This window comes from Herbaspirillum sp. WKF16, from assembly GCF_028993615.1.
Taxonomy (GTDB): Bacteria; Pseudomonadota; Gammaproteobacteria; order Burkholderiales; family Burkholderiaceae_D; genus Herbaspirillum.
Window position 1 is genome coordinate 558,471 of record NZ_CP118632.1, and the last position, 20,157, is coordinate 578,627.

General features: G+C 67.6%; 18 protein-coding genes. 11 read left to right on the forward strand and 7 right to left on the reverse strand.

Annotated elements, in window-relative coordinates:
- The first annotated feature begins 22 nt into the window (after positions 1–22).
- From Herbaro_RS02485 to Herbaro_RS02495, 3 genes are all read left to right on the forward strand, one after another.
- Positions 23–664: a LysE family translocator gene (locus Herbaro_RS02485; RefSeq protein ID WP_275012264.1), complete on the forward strand. Its 642-nt coding sequence runs from the start codon at positions 23–25 to the stop codon at positions 662–664.
- A 196-nt stretch (positions 665–860) separates the two neighbouring features.
- Positions 861–2,996, forward strand: coding sequence for a TonB-dependent receptor (locus Herbaro_RS02490; protein ID WP_275012265.1), 2,136 nt, complete (start codon positions 861–863; stop codon positions 2,994–2,996).
- Between the two features lie 192 nt (positions 2,997–3,188).
- Positions 3,189–4,304 (forward strand): serine hydrolase, encoded by a 1,116-nt coding sequence (locus tag Herbaro_RS02495; RefSeq protein ID WP_275012266.1) that lies wholly within the window; start codon positions 3,189–3,191, stop codon positions 4,302–4,304.
- Between the two features lie 12 nt (positions 4,305–4,316).
- Here the strand turns inward: Herbaro_RS02495 and Herbaro_RS02500 are convergent, their stop codons facing one another.
- Entirely contained in the window at positions 4,317–5,240 is a 924-nt protein-coding gene (locus Herbaro_RS02500; protein ID WP_275012267.1) for a LysR family transcriptional regulator, read from the reverse strand.
- A 191-nt stretch (positions 5,241–5,431) separates the two neighbouring features.
- Between Herbaro_RS02500 and Herbaro_RS02505 the strand changes: the two genes are divergently transcribed.
- The 3 genes from Herbaro_RS02505 to Herbaro_RS02515 all read left to right on the forward strand — a co-directional run bounded on the left by Herbaro_RS02505 (position 5,432) and on the right by Herbaro_RS02515 (position 7,260).
- Entirely contained in the window at positions 5,432–6,181 is a 750-nt protein-coding gene (locus Herbaro_RS02505) for an SDR family oxidoreductase (RefSeq protein WP_275012268.1), read from the forward strand.
- Between the two features lie 104 nt (positions 6,182–6,285).
- Positions 6,286–6,657 carry a nuclear transport factor 2 family protein gene (locus Herbaro_RS02510; protein ID WP_275012269.1) on the forward strand — a complete coding sequence of 124 codons (372 nt, stop codon included), beginning with the start codon at positions 6,286–6,288 and terminating at the stop codon, positions 6,655–6,657.
- Between the two features lie 15 nt (positions 6,658–6,672).
- Complete coding sequence (locus Herbaro_RS02515; protein ID WP_275012270.1) at positions 6,673–7,260, forward strand: VOC family protein; 588 nt, start codon at positions 6,673–6,675, stop codon at positions 7,258–7,260.
- A gap of 55 nt (positions 7,261–7,315) precedes the next feature.
- Here the strand turns inward: Herbaro_RS02515 and Herbaro_RS02520 are convergent, their stop codons facing one another.
- The 3 genes from Herbaro_RS02520 to Herbaro_RS02530 all read right to left on the reverse strand — a co-directional run bounded on the left by Herbaro_RS02520 (position 7,316) and on the right by Herbaro_RS02530 (position 11,118).
- The gene (locus Herbaro_RS02520; RefSeq protein ID WP_275012271.1) at positions 7,316–8,887 is read right to left on the reverse strand and encodes a methyl-accepting chemotaxis protein; all 1,572 of its coding nucleotides are present in this window, start codon (positions 8,885–8,887) and stop codon (positions 7,316–7,318) included.
- 153 nt (positions 8,888–9,040) lie between these two features.
- The gene (locus tag Herbaro_RS02525; protein ID WP_275012272.1) at positions 9,041–9,877 is read right to left on the reverse strand and encodes an amidohydrolase family protein; all 837 of its coding nucleotides are present in this window, start codon (positions 9,875–9,877) and stop codon (positions 9,041–9,043) included.
- The gene (locus tag Herbaro_RS02530; protein WP_275012273.1) at positions 9,874–11,118 is read right to left on the reverse strand and encodes an MFS transporter; all 1,245 of its coding nucleotides are present in this window, start codon (positions 11,116–11,118) and stop codon (positions 9,874–9,876) included. Before Herbaro_RS02530 ends, Herbaro_RS02525 begins: the two co-directional genes overlap by 4 nt.
- Positions 11,119–11,452: 334 nt before the next feature.
- On the opposite strand from Herbaro_RS02530, the gene Herbaro_RS02535 reads away from it, so the two are divergent.
- Positions 11,453–12,187: a GntR family transcriptional regulator gene (locus Herbaro_RS02535; RefSeq protein ID WP_275012274.1), complete on the forward strand. Its 735-nt coding sequence runs from the start codon at positions 11,453–11,455 to the stop codon at positions 12,185–12,187.
- Positions 12,188–12,473: 286 nt separating this feature from the next.
- On the opposite strand, the gene Herbaro_RS02540 is transcribed toward Herbaro_RS02535, so the two are convergent.
- The 3 genes from Herbaro_RS02540 to Herbaro_RS02550 all read right to left on the reverse strand — a co-directional run bounded on the left by Herbaro_RS02540 (position 12,474) and on the right by Herbaro_RS02550 (position 16,672).
- The gene (locus Herbaro_RS02540; RefSeq protein ID WP_275012275.1) at positions 12,474–13,967 is read right to left on the reverse strand and encodes a PepSY domain-containing protein; all 1,494 of its coding nucleotides are present in this window, start codon (positions 13,965–13,967) and stop codon (positions 12,474–12,476) included.
- 4 nt (positions 13,968–13,971) lie between these two features.
- Positions 13,972–16,170 carry a TonB-dependent receptor gene (locus tag Herbaro_RS02545; protein WP_275012276.1) on the reverse strand — a complete coding sequence of 733 codons (2,199 nt, stop codon included), beginning with the start codon at positions 16,168–16,170 and terminating at the stop codon, positions 13,972–13,974.
- A 127-nt stretch (positions 16,171–16,297) separates the two neighbouring features.
- On the reverse strand, positions 16,298–16,672 hold the full coding sequence (locus Herbaro_RS02550) for a DUF2946 family protein (RefSeq protein ID WP_275012277.1): 375 nt from the start codon (positions 16,670–16,672) through the stop codon (positions 16,298–16,300).
- Positions 16,673–17,247: 575 nt separating this feature from the next.
- Between Herbaro_RS02550 and Herbaro_RS02555 the strand changes: the two genes are divergently transcribed.
- The 4 genes from Herbaro_RS02555 (at position 17,248) to Herbaro_RS02570 (ending at position 20,145) form a co-directional block, all read left to right on the forward strand.
- Positions 17,248–18,027: a basic amino acid ABC transporter substrate-binding protein gene (locus Herbaro_RS02555; RefSeq protein WP_275012278.1), complete on the forward strand. Its 780-nt coding sequence runs from the start codon at positions 17,248–17,250 to the stop codon at positions 18,025–18,027.
- 65 nt (positions 18,028–18,092) lie between these two features.
- Entirely contained in the window at positions 18,093–18,845 is a 753-nt protein-coding gene (locus tag Herbaro_RS02560; protein ID WP_275012279.1) for an amino acid ABC transporter permease, read from the forward strand.
- A complete protein-coding gene (locus Herbaro_RS02565) occupies positions 18,842–19,564 on the forward strand; it encodes an amino acid ABC transporter ATP-binding protein (protein ID WP_275012280.1) in 723 nt (240 codons plus the stop codon). Before Herbaro_RS02560 ends, Herbaro_RS02565 begins: the two co-directional genes overlap by 4 nt.
- A complete protein-coding gene (locus Herbaro_RS02570; RefSeq protein WP_275012281.1) occupies positions 19,561–20,145 on the forward strand; it encodes a phage protein NinX family protein in 585 nt (194 codons plus the stop codon). Before Herbaro_RS02565 ends, Herbaro_RS02570 begins: the two co-directional genes overlap by 4 nt.
- Positions 20,146–20,157 lie beyond the last annotated feature (12 nt).

Genomic DNA, 20,157 nt, shown 5'->3' on the forward strand with positions numbered 1-20,157 from the left:
ATCCCGCTTACAGGACGCCCCCATGGACGCCTTCTTCTTCATCCCTGTCGCCATCATGCTTGCGCTGGTGCCCGGCCCGAACAACTTCTGCGCGCTCAACAACGGCATCCGGCGCGGCGTCGGCGCGGCCCTGCTGGCCACCTTCGGCCGCGTGGCCGCGTTCGCGATCTTCCTGACGGTCTCGGCGCTGGGCCTGGGCGCGATGCTGCTGGCCTCGGAAACCGCCTTCGAGGCGGTGAAGTGGGTCGGCGCCGTCTACCTGTTCTATCTCGGCTGGCGCGCCTGGCGCAGTCGCGAATTCCATGGGCTGGAGCTGGCCGACGGCGTCGCCGGCGCCCCTGCGGCAGGCGCGCCGGCGCCGCGCGGCGTGGGCGCGCTGGCCATGCAGGAATTCCTGCTGGGCATCACCAACCCCAAGGCGATCATGCTGTTCGCGGCGATCTTCCCGCAGTTCATCGACCAGTCGCGCCCGGCCGCGCACCAGTTCCTGGTGCTGGGTTCGATCTACCTGGCCTCCGAGTTCGTCTCCACGGCGGTGTATTCGGCCTGCGGCGCCCGGATCCGCCAGTTCATCCGCACCTCGCGCGGCGTGGCGCGCCTCAACAAGGCCACCGGCGGCTTCTTCATCGGCGCCGGCGCCTTGCTGCTGGCGGCGCGGCAATAGGCGCGGGCGATTTCGCCGTCGCCACCAGGGCCACCCGCGCGGTGGCCTTTTTGTTGCCGGGAGGCGGCTGTTACAAATTAGTCGCGCCGGGCTGATCCGTTTTCTTCTTTCAGGTGTCAGGCAAATGAGAACGCTTCTTTTTCATTAAAGACGGCGTGTCGATTTCTTGTCTTTATTTCATCTGAAAGGTCAGATCATGGGGAAGGCCCTGGCGCTCAATCGCCACACCAATTTCGCATTCCAACCCACCGCCCTGGCGGCCGCCGTCAGCCTGGCCCTGGCCGCGCCGGCGTTCGCCCAGACCGCAGACGATGCCGCCGCGCTGCCCACCGTGACCGTCACCGGCGCCAGCGAGAACGGCCTGAAGCCGGCCTACGCCGGCGGCCAGGTCGCGCGCGGCGGCAGCCTCGGGGTGCTGGGCACGCAGGACGTGATGGATACGCCGTTCTCCACCACCAACTACACCGCGGACACGCTGAAGAACCTGCAGGCGCGCACCGTGGGCGACGTCATCGGCAACGACGCCTCGGTGCGCAACACCAACGGCGCTGCCGGTTTCGGCGACAGCTACCAGATCCGCGGCTTCGCGGTGTCGGTGGACGATACCGCCTTGAACGGCCTGTACGGCCTGGTGTCGCTGGGCCGCATGTCGACCGCCATGCTGGAGCGCGTCGAAGTGCTGAAGGGCCCGGGCACGCTGATGAGCGGCATGGGGCCGGCCGGCAGCGTCGGCGGCGCCATCAACCTGGTCACCAAGCGCGCCGGCGAAGAACCGGTGTCCAGCGTCACCGCTTCCTACATGAGCAGCGCGCAGTTCGGCCTGCAGGGCGACATCGGCCGCCGCTTCGGCGAGAACAAGGAATGGGGCATCCGCGTCAACGCCCTGTACGCCGACGGCGCCACCGGCATCTCCGGCAGCAACCAGCAACAGAGCATGGGCTCGGTCGCGCTGGACTACACCACGCGCCGCCTGCGCTGGACCCTGGACGCCTACACCCTGCACGAGGACACGCGCAATTTCCGCCCGCAGTTCAGCATCGGCACCTTGACCATGCCGGACGCGCCCTCGGGCAACAGCAACTTCCTCAAGGGCAGCACCCTGCAGCTGGATGACAAGGTCGTCGCCAGCCGCCTGGAGTACGACCTGAACGACCAGCTGACCGCCTACGGCGCCATCGGCTACCACACCGGCAGCTCGGCCCAGACCTTCGCCTCGTCCACCATCAACACGCTGGCCGGCGCCGCCGACGTGACCAATGCCTACTACGACCAGAAGACCATCACCACCTCGTCCGACGTCGGCCTGCGCGCGCGCTTCAGGACGGCCGGCATCGGCCACACCCTGACGTTGGGCGCCACCAGCCTCGACAAGCAGCTCGACTGGTTCTACGCGCCCGGCGCCACAACCATTGCGACCAACCTGTACGGCGGCGTGCAGCTGCCGCCGGTCGGCTCGGCGCGCACCAACCCGATCCCGCAAAGCCAGACCCGCCTGACCAGCTATTCGGTGACCGACACCCTGTCGATGATCGACGGCCGCCTGCTGTTGACAGCCGGCCTGCGCCGCCAGCAGGCCTATGCCGGCAACCTGCAGGACGGCACCAGCAGCAATGCGCGCGGCTACTCGCCGGTGGTCGGCGTGGTGGTCAAGCCGGTCGACGCCTTGTCGCTGTACGCCAACTACACGGTCGGCCTGAGCGCCGGCGAAGTGGTCGGCGGCACCTACGCCAACCGCGGCCAGATCCTCTCGCCGTATAAGGCGACCCAGTATGAAGCGGGCGCCAAGGTGGATTGGGGCCGTGTGATGACTACCGCCGCCGTGTTCGAGATCAACCGCGCCAACGGCGTGGCCGACACCGTCACCAACACCTATACCCAGAACGGACGCCAGCGCGTGCGCGGGCTGGAGCTGTCGGCGGTGGGCGAACTGCAGCGCGGCCTGCGCCTGATGGGCGGCGCCACTTTCTTCGACGCCAAGCAATTCCATACCGACGGCGGCACCAACGACGGCAAGGACATCGGCGCCGTGCCCAAGCAAAACTTCAACCTGGGCGCGGAGTGGGATACGCCGTGGCTCTCCGGCCTGACCCTGAACTCGCGGGTCATCCGCACCGGTTCGATGTACTACGACGGCAGCAACAACATCAGGGTGCCGGGCTGGACCCGCCTGGATCTCGGCGCCCGCTACGCGAGCAAGCTGGCCGGACAGACCGTCACCTACCGCGCCAACATCGAGAACCTGTTCGACAAGAACTACTGGGTGATGCAGAACGGCTACGCCGGCTATGGCGCCGGCCGCACCTTCATCCTGTCGGCCCAGGTCGATTTTTGATGTGAGCCTGCGCGCGGCGCCATGCACGGCGCCGCGCGGGACGGTTCGGGAAAGAGGCCGCCGCGAGGCGGCTTTTTTTTCGCCCGCAGCCACGGGCGGTTGAAATGAGGCGGCATTCCCGCGACAATGTGCCACCTCGTTTGTCTCCATGGACAGCGCCCCTGTCCCGCACCGTTCCGGCCAAGGTTTTCAATGATGTCTTTCGCAGTGCGCCGCGTCGCCGGCAGCCCCCCGTCGCTTTCCCAACCCATGATGAAGAACTGCGCCGGCCTCTTGCGGCTGCTGCTGTGCGGCTTGTTGCTGCTGACGCTGGCCATGGCGGGCGAGCGCGCCTTCGCCGCCGGTTCCGAACGCGCCGGCGCCGGCAAGCAGCGCGCCGCGGGCGCCAAGGGGCGCAAGCGCGGCGCGCGCCAGGCGACGCCCGCCAGGCGCCGCGCGGCGCCGGCCAGGAAGGGGCGCGCGGCGGCCGCTGCTCCTGCCGCTTCTGCCGCTGCCGCCGCGCCCCAGGCTGCGGCCGCGCAGCCGGAACTGCTGGCGCGCTGCGGCTTCACCGAGGCCTCGCGCAGGCAGCTGTTCTCGCATGCGATCTATGTGCTGGACGAGCAGTCCGGCAAGCCGCTCTACGAACGCAATGCCGACGCCGTGGCGCCGATCGCCTCGATCTCCAAGCTGATGATGGCCATGGTCTGGCTGGACCACAAGCACGAAGCGCTGGGCAGCCGCCTGGAAGTCACCGGCGACGACCTCGACACCCTCAAGAACACCGCCTCGCGCCTGACGGTCGGCGCCAGCCTGACCCGCGCCGACCTGCTGCACATCGCTTTGATGTCCTCCGAGAACCGCGCCGCCGCCGCGCTCAGCCGCGACTACCCCGGCGGGCGCGAAGCCTTCATCGCCGCCATGAACGCCAAGGCGCAGGCGCTGGGGATGCCGCATACCCGCTTCGTCAACGCCACCGGCCTGTCGCCGGAGAACGTCTCGACCGCGCACGAGCTGGCCGGCATGGTGCGCGCCGCCAACGGCTACCAGCTGATCCGCCAATATTCGGTAGACCGCCAGAAGACCGTCAACATCGGCCGCGGCCAGCTGCAGTACGTGAATTCGAATCGCCTGGTGCGCTACGGCCAGGTCAGCGCCAGCGTGCAGAAGACCGGCTTCATCAACGAGGCCGGCCACAACATGGTGATGCGCCTGATGGTGCACGGCCGCCGCCCGGTGGTGATCTCCATGCTCGGCAGCGACACCGGCGACGGCTCGCGCCTGGACGGCGTGCGCATCGCCAAATGGCTCAACTGCTCGCTGCGCTGAGCGCGCGGCCTTTCAACTATTCTTCTTGCCGGCGGCGCCGACCTTCTCCGGGAAGTATTCCATCAGCCAGTCGATGAACACGCGCAAGCGGTGCGTGACGTGGCGATTGTTGGGATACACCACGTGGAACGGGTAGGGCGCCGGCCGCCATTTCTCCAGGATCTCCACCAGCTCGCCGCGCGCCAGCGCCGGCCCGGCCGCATAGGTGAAGGTCTGGATGATCCCCAGCCCCGCCAGGCCCGCGGCCAGGTGCGCGTTGCTTTCGTTGACGCCGACGCGGTGCTCCACCTTGATTTCCGTCTTTTCGCCTTTCCGCTCGAAACGGAAGGGAAAGGCTCGCCCGTTCTGCGGCGACAGGAAGCTCACCAGCCGGTGGCCGTTCTTCAATTCCTCGGGATAGGCCGGCACCCCGAACAGCTTCAGGTAGGCCGGCGTGGCGCAGGTGATCAACCGCGCCTGGCCGATGTGGCGCGCCACCAGCGATGAGTTGTCCAGCGGGCCGCCGCGAATGACGCAATCGACGCTGTCGCCGATCAGGTCGACCGAACGGTCCGACACGCCCAGGTCGATGCGGATGTCGGGATAGCGCGCCAGGAAGTCCGGCAGGGCGGGGATCAGCACGTCGCAGGCGGTCGAGCCGCCGACGTCGATGCGCAGCTGGCCGCGCGGATTGCCGCGCGCGGCGTTGAGCGAGGCGTCGATATCCTCCAGGTCGCGCACCAGGCGCCCGCTCTTCTCGTAGTAGTCGCGCCCCTCCGGCGTGACCGTGACGCGGCGCGTGGTCCGCTGCAGCAGCCGCACCCCCAGGTGCGCCTCCAGCTCCTGCACCAGCTTGCTCAGCGTGGCGTTGGGCATGTCCAGCGAATCCGCCGCGCGGGTGAAATTGCCCGCCTCCACCACCCGGGCAAAGGCCCGGATCGCCATCAGTTGGTCCATCGCCGCTCCGTTGCGTGTGTATTGATTATCCACGTATGTGGATAGTGATTTTAATTTTACACACTTTATCCATAAACGACAGGCCGCTAAAGTACACCCATGTCAAACGAAACACGGCGCAAACCAGCAACAGGCGCGGTTCGGCGGCATCAACCGACATACATCATCCATTCATTTAAAAGGAAATCATCATGAACAAGCAACTCGACGGCAAGATCGCACTGGTTACCGGCGGCACCAGCGGCATCGGCCTGGCAACGGCCCAGGAACTGGCAGCGCAAGGCGCCCGCGTCTTCATCACCGGCCGCCGCCAGGCCGAGCTCGACGCCGCCGTCGCCGCCATCGGCGCGGCCGCCACCGGCATTCGCGCCGACGCCTCGGTGCTCTCCGAGCTCGACGCCGTGTACGCCCAGATCGCCCGCACCGCCGGCAAGCTCGACATCCTCTTCGCCAACGCCGGCGGCGGCGACATGATGCCGCTGGGCGCCATCACCGAGGAACACTTCGACCGCATCTTCGGCACCAATGTGCGCGGCGTGCTGTTCACCGTGCAAAAGGCGCTGCCGCTGCTGGTCGACGGCGCGTCGGTGATCCTCACCTCGTCCACCACCTCGGTGCTGGGCACCGCCAACTTCAGCGTCTACAGCGCCAGCAAGGCCGCCGTGCGCAACTTCGCCCGCTCCTGGGCGCTGGACCTGAAGGACCGGGGCATCCGCGTCAACGTGGTCAGCCCCGGCCCGATCCGCACCCCCGGCCTGGGCGACCTGGTGCCCGACGAAGCGCGCCAGGGCCTGTTCGACTACCTGGCCTCGCAGGTGCCGCTGGGCCGCCTGGGCGAGCCGCAGGAAATCGGCAAGGCCGTGGCCTTCCTGGCCTCCGACGCCTCCAGCTTCGTCAACGGCATCGAGCTGTTCGTCGACGGCGGCATGGCCCAGGTCTGAGCCGCAGCGCAACGATGAACAAGAGCATCGGCATCGCGTTACTGACGGCAGCGCTCGCGGCGCTGCCGTTCACCTCACCTTCTTACGCGCAGGGAGCATCACACATGGACACCGCCACCCAGGACATCGCCGCCGTGCAGCGGCTGATCGATCTCCATTTCGAGATCTGGAACGACACCAACCCCAGGAACTGGGCCGCGAAATTCGAGCAGGCCTATACCCCCAACTTCTTCGTCGCCGACTACGCCGGCACGGCCACCGGCTATGTCAGCGTCGGCCAGCTGCTGCAGCGGGTGCAGGGCGAGCATGCCGGCTTCTCCTTCACCCCGGATCAGATCGCCTGGAACCACGGCATCGGCCGCGTGACCTGGGGCTACGGCCCGAAAGACAATCCCAACCTGATCCGCGGCGAGGACATCTTCACCATCAAGGATGGCAGGCTGGCCAGCGCCTACGTGTTCATCGACAAGAAATAAGAAAGGATCCGCACCATGAAATACATCGCCACCCTGTTCGCCGCGCTGGTCCTCGCCGCGGGCATGCCGGCCCGGGCCGCCGGCATCCAGACGGCCGGCATCGACCACGTCGGCATCAACGTGCCGGACCTGAAGCAGGCCGAGCAATTCTTCGGCGACGCCTTCGGCTGCGTGCCGGTCACGCGCATCGGCCCCTTCGACCTGCGCGCCATGAAGTCCGACAAGGGCCTGGCCGGCGCGCTCAGCGCCGACAGCCTCTCCATCGCCATGCTCCGCTGCGGCGACGGCGCCAACATCGAACTGCTGGAGTACCGGCATGCCAACGGCGACAGCGCCATGCCGCGCGTGGACGCCGTCGGCGCCGCCCACATCGCCTTCTACACGGACGACGTCAAGGCCGGCGCGGCCTACCTGAAGTCGCGTGGCATCGCGCTGCTGGGCGAGCCCGTCACCATGGGCGGCGGCGACACCGAAGGCGAGACCTGGGTGCACTTCCTCACGCCCTGGGGCGCCGACATGGAACTGGTCGGCTATCCCAATGGCAAGGGTTACGAGAAGAACGCCCGGGTGAAGCTATGGAAGCCGCGGCATCCGGCAAATTGAGCCGGCGCCGCAAAAAAAAGCCCGCATGTGCGGGCTTTTTTCATGTCGGGTCGTTTCAGGCGGCATCGATCACGCGGCTGCCGTCATCCAGCCGGAAGCGTGCCACCAGCGCCGCCAACTGGTCGGTCTGGCCGCGTAGCGAGTGCGCCGCGGCGGCGGCTTCCTCCACCAGCGCCGCGTTTTGCTGCGTGCCCTCGTCCATCTGGGTCACGGCGTGGTTGATCTCGTCGATGCCGGTGCTCTGCTCGCGGCTGGCGACGGCGATTTCGTTCATCAGCGCGGCCACGCGGCCGACCGAGTCGACGATCTCGTGCATGGTGTTGCCGGCATGGTCGACCAGCGCGGCGCCGGCCTCCACCTGCTGCACCGAACCGACGATGAGTTCCTTGATCTCCTTGGCGGCGGCTGCCGAACGCTGCGCCAGGCTGCGCACTTCGGTGGCCACCACGGCGAAGCCGCGGCCCTGTTCGCCGGCGCGCGCCGCCTCGACTGCGGCATTCAAGGCCAGGATGTTGGTCTGGAAGGCGATGCCGTCGATCACGCCGATGATGTCGGCGATCTGGCTGGAGCTGGCGCGGATCGAGCCCATGGTGTGCACGACCTTGTCGACCACCGCGCCGCCCTCGCCGGCGGACTTGGCGGCGGCCGCCACCAGGCGGTTGGCCTCGTGCGCATTGTCGGCGTTCTGGCGCACGGTGGAGGTCAGTTCTTCCATGGCCGAGGCGGTTTCTTCCAGGCTGGAAGCCTGCGACTCGGTGCGCGCCGACAGGTCGGCGTTGCCGCTGGCGATTTCGCCGGAGGCGGTGTTGATGACCGAGATGCTGCGATGCACTTCGCCGACGATCCCGGCCAGGCTGCCGTTCATGTGGTTCAGGGCCAGCATCAGTTGCCCGGTCTCATCGCGGCTGTGCACGCGCACCTTGCCGGTGAGGTCGTTGTCGGCCACGCGGCGCGCCAGCGCCAGCGCCTCCAGCAGCGGGCGCGAGACCACCCGCGCCACCGTCGCCGCCAGCGCCAGTCCCAGCAGGATGCCGGCCGCCAGCAGCGCCACGATCCAGCGCAGCGAGGTCGAATAGACCTGGTCGGCGCGCGTGTTGGCGTCCTCGGTGTGCTCGACGCTGGAGCTGCGCAGCGTCGAGAACTGCTTCTCGATGGCGCGGTAGGCCTTCAGCGAATCGCCCTTGGTCAGCGCCAGCGCTTCGTCCTTCCGGTTGGCGTGCGACAGGGCGATGATCTTGCGGTGCTCGACCAGGTAGGCGTCCAGCGTCTTTTCCAATTGGTCGAAGGCGGATTTTTCTTCCGCGGTCAGCGGCAGCCGGCGGTACTGTTCCTGCAGCTGCCTGAATTCGGCGTAGCGGTCGCCCAGGCTTTTTTCCAGCGAGGCCATGCTCTCGTCGTTGCCGAGGATGTGCTGGAACTCGGTCGAGCGCACGCGCGCCAGCACCTTCTCCAGCGTCAGGCTGATGCGCACGCTCGGTTCCCACTTGTGCGCGATCTCGGTGCTGGCGCCGTTGACCTTGTCCATCTGCACCACCGCGAACACGCCGACGATGGTCATCAGCGCCAGCACCACCGCGAACGACAGCAGCAGCTTGGTGGATATTTTTCTATCGTTGAACCACTTCATGACTTTCCCTTTTCGATACGTCCAGAACGCGCAGGGCGGAGTTGATATTCCGTCATCTTTCGCGCCTCAAATAAAAAAGACCCAGTACCGTTTCGGGTACTGGGTCCAGAAGCGCCCGGTCGTTTCCGCCACGCTTCCTGTTTGCGGCCGCCGTCAGGAAAACCCGAACAGGGCGGCCGCTGAAGCACCGGTGATGATGCGCCGGTCGGCCTCGTCGGCGACCAGCCGGGCGAAGCCGTCCCACGCATCGGCGTAATCGGTCATGCTTTCATGCTGGGTGTGCGGCCAGTCGCTGCCCCACAGCAGGCGCTGCGGGCCAAAGCGCTCGCGCAGCAACGGCCAGGCCTGCTGCGCGAAGCGGCGGCCGATCTCGCTGCCGCCGTTGCGGTAAGGCGCGGACAGCTTGACCCATACCTGCCCAGAGGCCCCCGCCGCCAGCAGGTCCTGGAAGCCGGGATCGTCGACGCCCAAGGCGGCGTCGACGCGGCCGTAGTGATCCACCACCACGTTCAGGCCCGCCGCCAGCAAGGGATCGAGCAGGCGCCGCAAGTCGCGCGCCTCGCGGTGGATCTCCACCTGCCAGCCCAGCCGCCGCACGCGTTCCAGCGTGCCGCGCCAGGCTCCGGCGAAGTCGGGCAGCTCGGCGCCGCCCACCAGGTTGAAGCGGATGCCGGTCACGCCGGCGGCGCGCAGGCGTTCCAGCTCCTCGTCGTCGACGTCGTGCCGCACCATTGCGATGCCGCGCAGGCGGGCCGGGCAGCGCGCCAGCGCGGCCAGCAAATAGCTGTTGTCCACGCCCAGGAAGCTGGGTTGCACCAGCACGCCGTGCGTCATCCCGGCGGCGTCCAGGCGGGCGATGTATTCCTCCACGGTGACGTCGTAGCCGGGCGTGTAGCGGCGCGGCTCGGCCATCGGCAGGGCGCGCGTGAAGACGTGCGCATGCGTGTCGATGCGCATGCCGGCCGTGTGGGTGCTGGCGCTTGCCGTCATGCCGCGGTTTCCATCTGGCGACCGCGGGTCTCGGGCAGCATCAGCACCGCGACCACCACCAGCGAGTAGGCGATGGCGGCGTCGATGCCGATCGCCTGGCCCAGCGGCATGCTGTCGCTCATGTGGCCGACCAGCACCGGGAAACCGGCCGAGGCCACGCGCCCGAAGTTGTAGCAGAAGCCCACGCCGGTGCCGCGGATGCCGCTCGGGTAAAGCTCGTTGAACAGCGCGCCCAGGCTGGCCGGGATGCCGGCGGCGAAGAAGCCGAGCGGGAAGCCGCAGACCAGCATCTGGGTGTCCGACAGCGGCAGGAAGATGTAGCACAGCACGGTGAGCACGCAGCACACGGCGAACAGGGCCACGGTGCGGCGGCGGCCGATGCGGTCCAGCAACTGGGCGCTGGCGATGCAGCCGCACCAGAAGGCCACGATGATCACCGCCAGGTAGCCGCCGGTGCCGAGCACCGACAGGTGCTTCTCGGTCTTGAGATAGGTCGGCAGCCAGGTCATCAGTGCGTAGTAGCCGCCGTGCGCGCCCACGCCCAGCAGGCTGCCGATCACGGTCAGGCGCAGCACGTCCGGGCGGAAGATCCCCAGCAGCGTGCTGCCCGCCGGCTTGCCGGCAGCGGCCGCCTTGCGGCCGGCCAGGAAGGCCTCGGTCTCGGGCACCGAGCGGCGCACGTAGACCACCAGCAGCGCCGGCAACAGGCCGATCAGGAACATCGCGCGCCATGCGGTTTGCTGCGGCAGGATGGAGAACAGCACGGCGAACAGCAGCACGGCCGCACCCCAGCCCACAGCCCAGGCGCTTTGCACGGTGCCCATGGCCTTGCCGCGGTGCTCGGCGCGCACGGTCTCGGCCATCAGCACGGCGCCGGCGGCCCACTCCCCACCGAAGCCGAAGCCCTGCAGCGCCTTGAGCGCCAGCAGCTGCGGATAGGTCTGGGCGAAGGCGCTGAAGAAGGTGAACAACGAGAACCACAGGATGGTGACCTGCAATGTCTTGACGCGGCCGTAGCGGTCCGACAGTGCGCCCGCGACCCAGCCGCCGATGGCCGAGGCCACCAGCGTGACGCCGCTGATCAGGCCTGCGTCGGCCTTGCTCAGGCTGAAGGCGGCGATCAGCGCCGGGATCGCCAGGCTGAACATCTGCACGTCCAGCGCATCGAGCGCCCAGCCGCTGAAGCAGGCCCAAAAAGTCTTGCGTTCCGTGGCAGTGACCTGCCGATACCATGAAAACATTGTCTCGTCCTCTACGCTGAAAGGCGCGCGGTTCACGTCGGTGGCGCGCGGATGTGATTGGCTTATCTTTGTGTGTGCTCATCTACTCATATAGATGAGTTGCGCAAAGATAACACAGGCGCAAGTACTCAACAATCCTTGCAAGAAAGGCATCGCTCGGCAATTCCCCGGTATGTGCCGCTAACTGAGCGCATCTTCCACGCCCGGCCTGCGCGGGCGCAATCCTTGCGCAGCTGTGCTGCCGCCGCGCGACGCCGACTGTTCCCCTTGTCGTTGTGAGCCGGGCACACGGCGGGTAAGATTGGGCCTTTCCATCCTGCCTCCCGAGATTCCCATGCTTGACCAGTCCGGCGTCGACACGCGGTTGCCGCTCTACCTGCAGCTGCGCGACCAGCTGGCCGCCCAGATCCGCGCACAGGTCTGGCAGCCGGGCCAGCCGATTCCTTCAGAAAGCGAACTGCGCAGCACCTACCAGGTCGCGGTGGGCACCGTGCGTCGCGCCATCGAGACGCTGGTGGCCGAAGGCCTGGTCGAGCGCACCCACGGCAAGGGCACCTTCGTGCGCAAGGCGCGCTTCGACAATTCGCTGTTCCGCTTCTTCCGCTTCGAAACATCGGACGGCCGGCCGCTGGCGCCCAAGAGCGTCATCGTCAGCCGCCAGAGCATGGCCGCGCCGGCCGAGGTGGCGGCCGGCCTGCGCCTGAAGCCGCACACCCGGGTGATCGAGCTGCTGCGGCTGCGCATGGTCGACGGGCAGCCGGTGCTGGCCGAGAACATCTACCTGTGCGAGCAGCGCTTCAAGGCGCTGGCGGAGAAGGCGCCGGAAGATTTCGGCGATTTGCTGTATCCGCTCTATGAGCGCGAATGCGGGCAGATCGTCGCCTCCGCGCGCGAGACGCTGACGGTGGAGACGGTCACTGCGGCGCAGGCCAAGCTGCTGGGCCTGACGGCGCACACGCCGGTGGTGGTCATCGAGCGCGTGGCTTTCGGTTCAGACGGGCAGCCGCTGGAATGGCGCCAGTCGCGCGGCGCGGCCAGCAAGTTTCGCTACAGCGCGGAGATCCGCTGATCTTCCGGGATGTGGGAAGCCATAAAAAAAGCCGCCCTCGGGGGTAATGCCGTTCAGTTAAGCGCGCGATGCTCCCTACGCGCCCCCGTTCGGGCTGAGTAGGTCCACAGGACCGTATCGAAGCCTGTTTGCCAAGGGCCTCGCCCTAAGCTGCCCTTCGATACGCCGCTACGCGGCTACTCAGGGCGAACGGAGCTTCACTTCCAACAACCAAAAAATAATGCCGTTCAGTGCTTAACTGAACGGCATTAGCCCTCGGGCGGCTTTTCGTCGGCGATATCCACGTTCAGCGCGCCGCGGCCTTTTTCCCGAGCCGCCGGCACGCGATCACGATGCCGCTGGCCGAGAGCGCGAAGCCGCCCAGGCTCAGCAACACCAGCACCGCGTCGCGCAGCCAGCCGGCGGCCAGCATGCCGCCCAGGTCCCAGCTGTGCAGGAAGCTGAACAGCCAGCGCCCGATGCGCTGGGCGCGGTCGGCGCTGAGTTCGACCTGGCCGGTGCGCAGGTCGATATAGGCCTGGGTTTGGCCGGGGTCGCCGAAGCTGGCCCTGAGCACCGGCAGCTTTCTTTCCGAACCGCCCATCATGGCCTCGGGGTCGCGCCGGTAATAGTAGGCGTCGTAGCCGCGCAGCGTGTCGAACGCAATTGCCGGCGCCGGCAGCAGCGCGGCGGCGGCCTGTTCCAGCACCTCGCGCGGCCACTGCGCGGCGACGGCCAGGCGATTACCGTCGGCGCTCACCAGCCGGGTATGGTCGCCGGCATCGCGTGCCAGCACGAAGGGACGCCCGGCCAGGTTCTTCCATTCCAGTTCGACCGCCTGGAAACCTTCCCGCGACAGCGCCTGCAGGATCGCCTGCGGCGTGGCCTCCAGGCGCCGCTCGCCGGGCGTGGCGCCGGCGTAGCGCGCCAGGTCGGGGCGCTGCGCGGCGGAGAACACGCCCAGCGGATTCATCGACATCAGCCCGCTGAAGATCCAGGTCAGCGTGATGGCGGCAAACGACAGGCCCAGCACATGGTGCCAGCGCATCCAGCCCGGCGCGAACGGCGAATGCGAACCGGATTTGTACGGGCGCGAGAAACGCCAGCGCCACAGGCCGACGGCGATGCCGCTGCAGGCCACCAGCACGCACGCCGAGGACAGTGCGATCACGGTCCAGGTCCAGACCGGATCGGTGGGCTGGCTCTTGAACACATACAGCCAATGCAGCCAGGCGCCGGCGAAATTCCACCAGCGCTGCGCGCGCGGCGCCTGCATCACGACTTCGGCGGTGCGCGAGGAGACGTAGAGCAGGGTATGCGCGTCGTCGTCCATCTGCACCAGGTGCAGCGGGCGGTGCGGATTGAGGCCGCCGGAATGGGTCCAGCGGTCTTCCCACACCGCGCCTTCGTCATGCGCCGCCGCGCCGGGCAGGAACAGGCGCGCGGCGCGCAGCGCGGCCTCGCCGTCGACCGTGGTTTGCACCGCGCCCGAGACCGGATCCACGGTGGCCAGCGAACCGTCGCGCCGGCGCACGATGTAGCGCGGCTGGCCGGAGGCGGCGTTGAGCGCCAGCCGCGTCGCGTCCATGCCCGCCAGCGCCTGCCCTGGCGCCAGCCAGGCGCCGGCTTGCAGCGCCGGCAGCGCGCGCACGCGATCCCAGGGCGTGAGCTTGGGATAACCGACGAACAGCATCACCACGCCGCTGGCGAACCACAATGCCATCAGCAGGCAACCGGCGACGCCGCACCAGCGGTGCGTCAGGTAGGTCCAGCGCCGCAGGCGCGCAGGCAGGCCGGCCATCGGCTCAGAAGCGATGGTTCACGCTCAGCTGCACCTCGCGCCCGGGACCGTACAGCCATTGCGTGGCCGTGTAGTAGGCGGTGGTGAAGTAGCGCTTGTCGAACACGTTGTTGGCGCGCAGGGTCAGCGTGGTGGCCTCGCTGGCCTTCCAGCGCAGCGCCAGGTCGGTGGTGGTGTAGGCCGGCAGCTTGAGCGTGTTGGCGTTGTCGGCGTAGCGCGCGCCGACGTATTGCAGGCCGCCGCTGGCGGTCCAGGCGGGGATGAAGTCCCAGCTCAGCCACAGGTTGGCCAGGCGCTCCGGCACGTTGGTGGGCACGTTGCCGCTGCGCGAGACGGCCACGCCGCCGACCGATTCGGCGAAGTCGTCGAAGCGCGCGCGCAGCACGGTGGCGTTGGCGTCGAGCTTCCAGCGCTCGGCCAGCGCCAGCGACAGGCTGGCCTCGATGCCGCGCGAGGACTGCTGGCCGACCTGCACGTTCAGCGCCGGGTTGGACGGATCGCGGGTCAGCAGGTTGTTCTTGCGGATATCGTAGGCGGCCAGCGTCCATTCGCCGCGCTTGCCCCAGAACACCTGCTTCACGCCGACTTCGACCTGGCGTCCGGTGGAGAGGTCGAACTTGCTGTTGCCCTGGGTCAGGAACAGCATGCTGCTGACCGGCGCCGCCGCCTTGGAATATTGGCCGTAGACGCTCAGCTCAGGCGTCACCGCATACACCGAACCGAGGCGCCAACCCAGGTTGGAGAAGCTCTGGCTGAAGTTGTTGGCGCTGTTGATCAGGTCCGAGCGCGAGACGTCGGAGTGGTCGAAGCGCAGGCCGGCCAGCAGGGTCAGCCGCTCGCCCAGGTCCAGCTTGTCTTCGGAAAACACCGAGTACTGCGAGGCGCTGTTGCGGTAACGCGGCAGGAAGGGCGGCACGCCGGTGCCGCTGGCATAGCTGCCGGGGTCGAAGCTGAGCGGGTTGACCGAACTGAAGCTGCCGCTGTAGGTGTTGTTGGTGTGGGTGAAGGAGCTGGAGTTGACGTCGAAGCCGACCGAGACCTGGTTCTTCAGGCCGAACAGATGGCCCCTGAAGGTGGCGTCGGTGGTGTTGCCGGTCTGCGACTGGTCATGCCGGATCTCGGTGGCGTCGCCGCGGTTGATCAGGCCGGTGGCGCCGTTGTAGGCGTAGTGCTCGGCATTGCGCCAATAGCGGTTGCTGTTGATCTGGTACAGGCGGGTGCGTACGGTGAGGTCGGCGCTGGGCGTCCATTGCGCCTCCAGCTGGGCCCAGCGGTCCTTGTAGTCGATCTCGCCGTCGGCCACGTCGTAGTTCTTCTCGCGCATGGCGTCGAGCTGCCGGCCGTTCACCAGCGGCGTGCCGAAGTAGCGCATCGGACGCTGGTGGCCCTGGGCGTAGCTGAGCTGGACGAACAGCTCCGGGTTCACATCCAGGCGCAGCGCCCCGGAGAAGCTGAGGTTGTTGGAGTCGCCGCGATCGACCCAGCCGTCCGAGCGGTCGCCGCTGATGTCGACCCGGTAGGACAGCATGTCGTTGATGGCGCCGCCGCTGCCCAGGCCGAGGCGGCGGGTGTTGTGGCTGCCGACGGTGGCCTCGGCCTCGTTCTCGATCTTGCCGCGGGTGGGCTTTTTCGGCACCACGTTGACCACGCCGCCGATGGCGCCGTCGCCATAGATCACCGAAGCCGGCCCGCGCAGCACCTCGATGCGTTCCACGCCCCAGGTATCGAACGGGAAGCTCACGCCCACGCCGCCGTACTGGCGCACGCCGTCATACAGGCGCATCACCGAGGTAGTGTCGGTGAAGCCGCGCGCCGACAGCGAGCTGCCGCTGTTGCCCGGATGGCCCAGGCTGCTGTAGCCGGGCGCGCGGGTGATGGCGTCGACGATGCCGGCGTCGCCGCGTTCTTCGAGTTGCGTGCGGGTAATGACGCTCACGCTGGCGGGCGTCTGCAAGGGCGTCAGGTCCAGGTTGGAGCCTACCGATACCGGGTTTTGCAGCTGCGCCGGGCTCCGGGCGCTGACCGAGATTTCCGGCAGCGCGGGGGCGGCGTCTTGCGCCTGGGCGGCGGCGCCCAGGCACAGCAGCGGCAGGGTATAGGGCGCGCACGCCAGCGTGCGGCGCAGGCGGGCGGACAGGCGCTGCTGGAAGTGAAGCAGGGCGAACGGGGATGCGGTGGGTTGATGCGGTCGTGTTGTTGTCATTGTCGTCGTGATGAAATCGATGCGGCTTGCCCCTGCAAGCCGGACGTCCGCCGGCGAGCGAGCCGGCGGGCGGGAGCTGGATGGGAAGATGATCGCGCGGCAGGCGCCGGCGGCGATCAGGATGGCGTCAGAGGGAGAGGACGGGCGGCCCGCGCGGATGGGGCGGCAGCCACGCCTGCGGGACGGCGGCTGCGCTGGCGCGCGAGGCAGGCGCCCGGGTTGCCGGCGCTGGTTGCGGCGGCAGGTGGTCGAAGCGGGCCGGCAGGGCGTGCGCCATATCCTGCTTGCTGCAAAACATGCAATGGCCGACGTGCGCGCCGCCCGGCTGCCCGTCGTCCTGGGTTTTGCCCTGATCGGCCGCGGCCGAGCAGATATCGCCCCAAGGCGCGGCGCGGGCATCGCCGGCGGTGCGCGCATGCGCCATCCCCGACCACAGCAGCGCCAGGATGGAGGCGATGGTGATCCACGAGACCAGGCGCTGGGCGGGGGCGGACATCTTCATGGCGGCAGATTCTACCGTCGCGCAGCCATGGCGACGCAGGCGCGGCAAGCGTCGACATTACCGCCAAAGCGCTCCGGAACCCTTGGTGGGCAAGGGTTTGCCCAGGATCCCCGCAGTGCTGTCCAGCCGTTCTCTGCGACAATTTGCCGCAGCGCGTGTCGCGGCAGGCGCTCCCCGATGCCGCGCATATTCCCATGCGGCGGGATAGGGCGCGGCCTTGTCATTGATATAAACATCGGCATGCCCGACCCGGGCGAAGTCGCTTGCCTTTCCTCCCTTTCCCTGTGGCAGGTCCGCGCGGCGGCCGGCCGCCACTGTCTCCGATCCGCCCGCCGCCCGGCCGCCATCGCAATTTGTGGTTGAAGGAACGGGGCTAATGCCGGATCATGTCGGGTTTCGCGCGTCAGGCGGCGCGGCCGGGGAATAGCCACGGTCTGCGCGCTGTCCGGCGCGCAAATTCGCATGCATTTCACTTTCCCGCCTTACGGGAATTCCGTCTCGAACCGGACTCACTGCGCCGGCGCCGCAATGCGCCGGCCGGGAAATCCATTTCGCTTCATCAAGGGAGAACCACCATGTCGTTCAAGAAACTCATCCTGATCGCCGGCAGCGCACTGGCGATGACCTTCGCCGCGGGCGCGCAGGCGGCCGACCAGACCTATGTGGTCGGCGCCGGCGGCACCTACCGTCCCTTCGAATTCGAAACGCCGAAGAAGGAACTGGTCGGCTTCGACATCGACCTGATCAAGGCCATCGCCAACGCCTCCAACTTCAAGATCAAGCTGGTGAGCACGCCCTGGGAAGGCATCTTCGCCACCCTGGGCCAGGGCGACCGCGACATCATCATCTCCGGCATCACCATCACCGACAAGCGCGCCCAGATGGTCGACTTCTCGCTGCCGTACTTCCCGGCCGAGCAGGTCATCATCACCGCCGCCGGCGCCAAGGCGACCAACCTGGCCGACCTGAAGAAGCTGCAGGTCGCGGTGGTCAACTCCAGCGCCGGCGACATCGTGGTATCCGAGGAACTGGGCAAGGCCAGCACCTCCATCCACCGCTTCGACAACACCATCCTGATGCTGGAAGAGCTGTATCGCGGCGGCGTCGATGCGGCCGTGGGCGACCTGGGCGTGATCAAGTTCTACATCAAGAGCCATCCGGAAAAGCAGTTCAAGCTGGTCACCGACCAGAAGTTCGTGCGCCAGTACTTCGGCATCGCCGTGAAGAAGGGCAACAAGGAACTGCAGGACAAGATCGACTCCGGCCTGAAGAAGATCGTCGCCAACGGCACCTACGCGAAGATCTACAAGGAATGGTTCGACGGCGACGTGCCGGCGCTGCCCTGGAAGCAATGATCCACGCGTAATGCCCGCAGTTCCCCCGGCCGGATGACGGCCGGATTTTTTTTCGGATCACAATCATGCATTCCTTTTTTCAATGGGAAATCATCGGCGAATACGCACCGCTGTTCGTCGAAGGCACCTGGATGACCATCAAGGCGGCGATCATCTGCGTGATCGCCGGCACCTGCTGGGGGCTGGTGCTGGGCGTCGGCCGGCTGGCCGAGGCGCGCCACGGTTTCTGGAAATATTTCCTGCGCTACGGCGTCCAATGGCCGGTGCGCCTCTATGTCAGCTTCCTGCGCGGCACGCCGCTGTTCGTGCAGATCCTGCTGATCCACTTTGCGCTCATGCCGATGCTGATCAACCCCAGCGGCGGACTGATCCTCTCCGGCGACATCGCCCGTGAAATCCGTTCCCAGTACGGCGCCTTCGCCTCGGCGGTGCTGGCCATCACGCTCAACTCGGGCGCTTACGTGTCGGAGATCTTCCGCGCCGGCATCCAGTCGATCGACCACGGCCAGAGCGAGGCCTCGCGCTCGCTGGGCATGACCTACCTGTCGACCTTGCGCAAGGTGGTGCTGCCGCAGGCGTTTCGCCGCATGCTGCCGCCGCTGGGCAACAACGCCATCGCCATCGTCAAGGATTCCTCGCTGGCCTCGGCCATCGGCCTGGCCGAACTCGCCTACGCGGCGCGCACGGTGTCGGGCGCCTACGCGCGCTACTGGGAGCCGTATCTCACCATCTCCCTGATCTATTGGGGCATCACCCTGTTGTTGTCGGCGCTGGTGCGCCACCTGGAAGCACGCTATGGCAAGGGAGACGCGCGATGATCAAGGTGCATGAACTGCAAAAGCGCTTCGGCGAGGCGCACATCCTGCGCGGCATCGATTGCGAGATCAAGGCCGGCGAAGTGGTGTGCGTGATCGGCCCGTCGGGTTCGGGCAAGAGCACCTTCCTGCGCTGCCTGAACGGGCTGGAAGAGGCCAGCGACGGCGAGATCTTCATCGACGGCGTCAAGCTCAACGACACCCGGATCGACCTCAACAAGCTGCGCGCCGGCATGGGCATGGTGTTCCAGCGCTTCAACCTGTTCCCGCACATGACCGTGCTGGAAAACCTGATCATGGCGCCCATGCAGGTGAAGGGCATGTCGCGCCGCGAGGCGGTGCTGGTGGCCGAGAAGCTGCTGAAGAAGGTCGGCCTGCTGGAGAAGATCGACGCCTTCCCCAACCAGCTCTCCGGCGGCCAGCAGCAGCGCGTGGCGATCGCCCGCGCGCTGGCGATGGAACCCAAGGTCATGCTGTTCGACGAGCCGACCTCGGCGCTCGATCCCGAGCTGGTCGGCGAGGTGCTGACGGTGATGAAGACGCTGGCCGAAGAAGGCATGACCATGGTGGTGGTGACGCACGAAATGGGCTTCGCGCGCGAAGTCGCGGACCGCGTGTTCTTCATCGACCAGGGCGTCATCATGGAAGAAGGTCCGCCGCAGCAGGTGCTGGGCGAGCCGGTCAACGAGCGCACCCGCGACTTCCTGCGCAAGGTGTTGTGAGCGTCGCGTACGTCAACGACCTCGGCGGCGTCGACCTGGACTTCTGGGTGGCCCGGGCCGAGGGGCTCGATGCCGTGCGCGACGGCGGCCGCTGCCTGCTCGGGCATGGCGGCGATGCGTACGCGCCGACGCGCGATGAGACGCTCAGCGCTGCCTTGCTGGCGCGCCACGGCGTCGAGACCTTCGAGATCAACGGCCGCTGGGGCGCCGAGCTCAAGGGGCGCGACACGCCCTGGGGCAACGGCGCCACCCGCATCGAGGCGGCGCTGCGCGCCATCGTGGCGGCGCGTTTCGGCGACGCCGTCGAGGACGCGGAAATCCCGCCGCCGATGCGGTGTTTCTGGCTGGCCTTCGTCGCCGCCGGCGGTGAGCCGGCGCGCTATCTCGGTCACGCCATCTTCGAGGCGGCGGACATGGACGCCGCCGTCGCCCGCGCCCGCGCGCTGGGTTTGCACCCTGGCGCCGACCTGCGCGTGTATCGCGTCAACGACGAGGACGCGGGCCACATTCCTGCGCAATGGCGCAACCGCCCGCTGAGCGGGGAAGAGGCCGCCGCGCTGGGCTGGCAGTCGGGGCCGTAGCGGCGTGCCGGC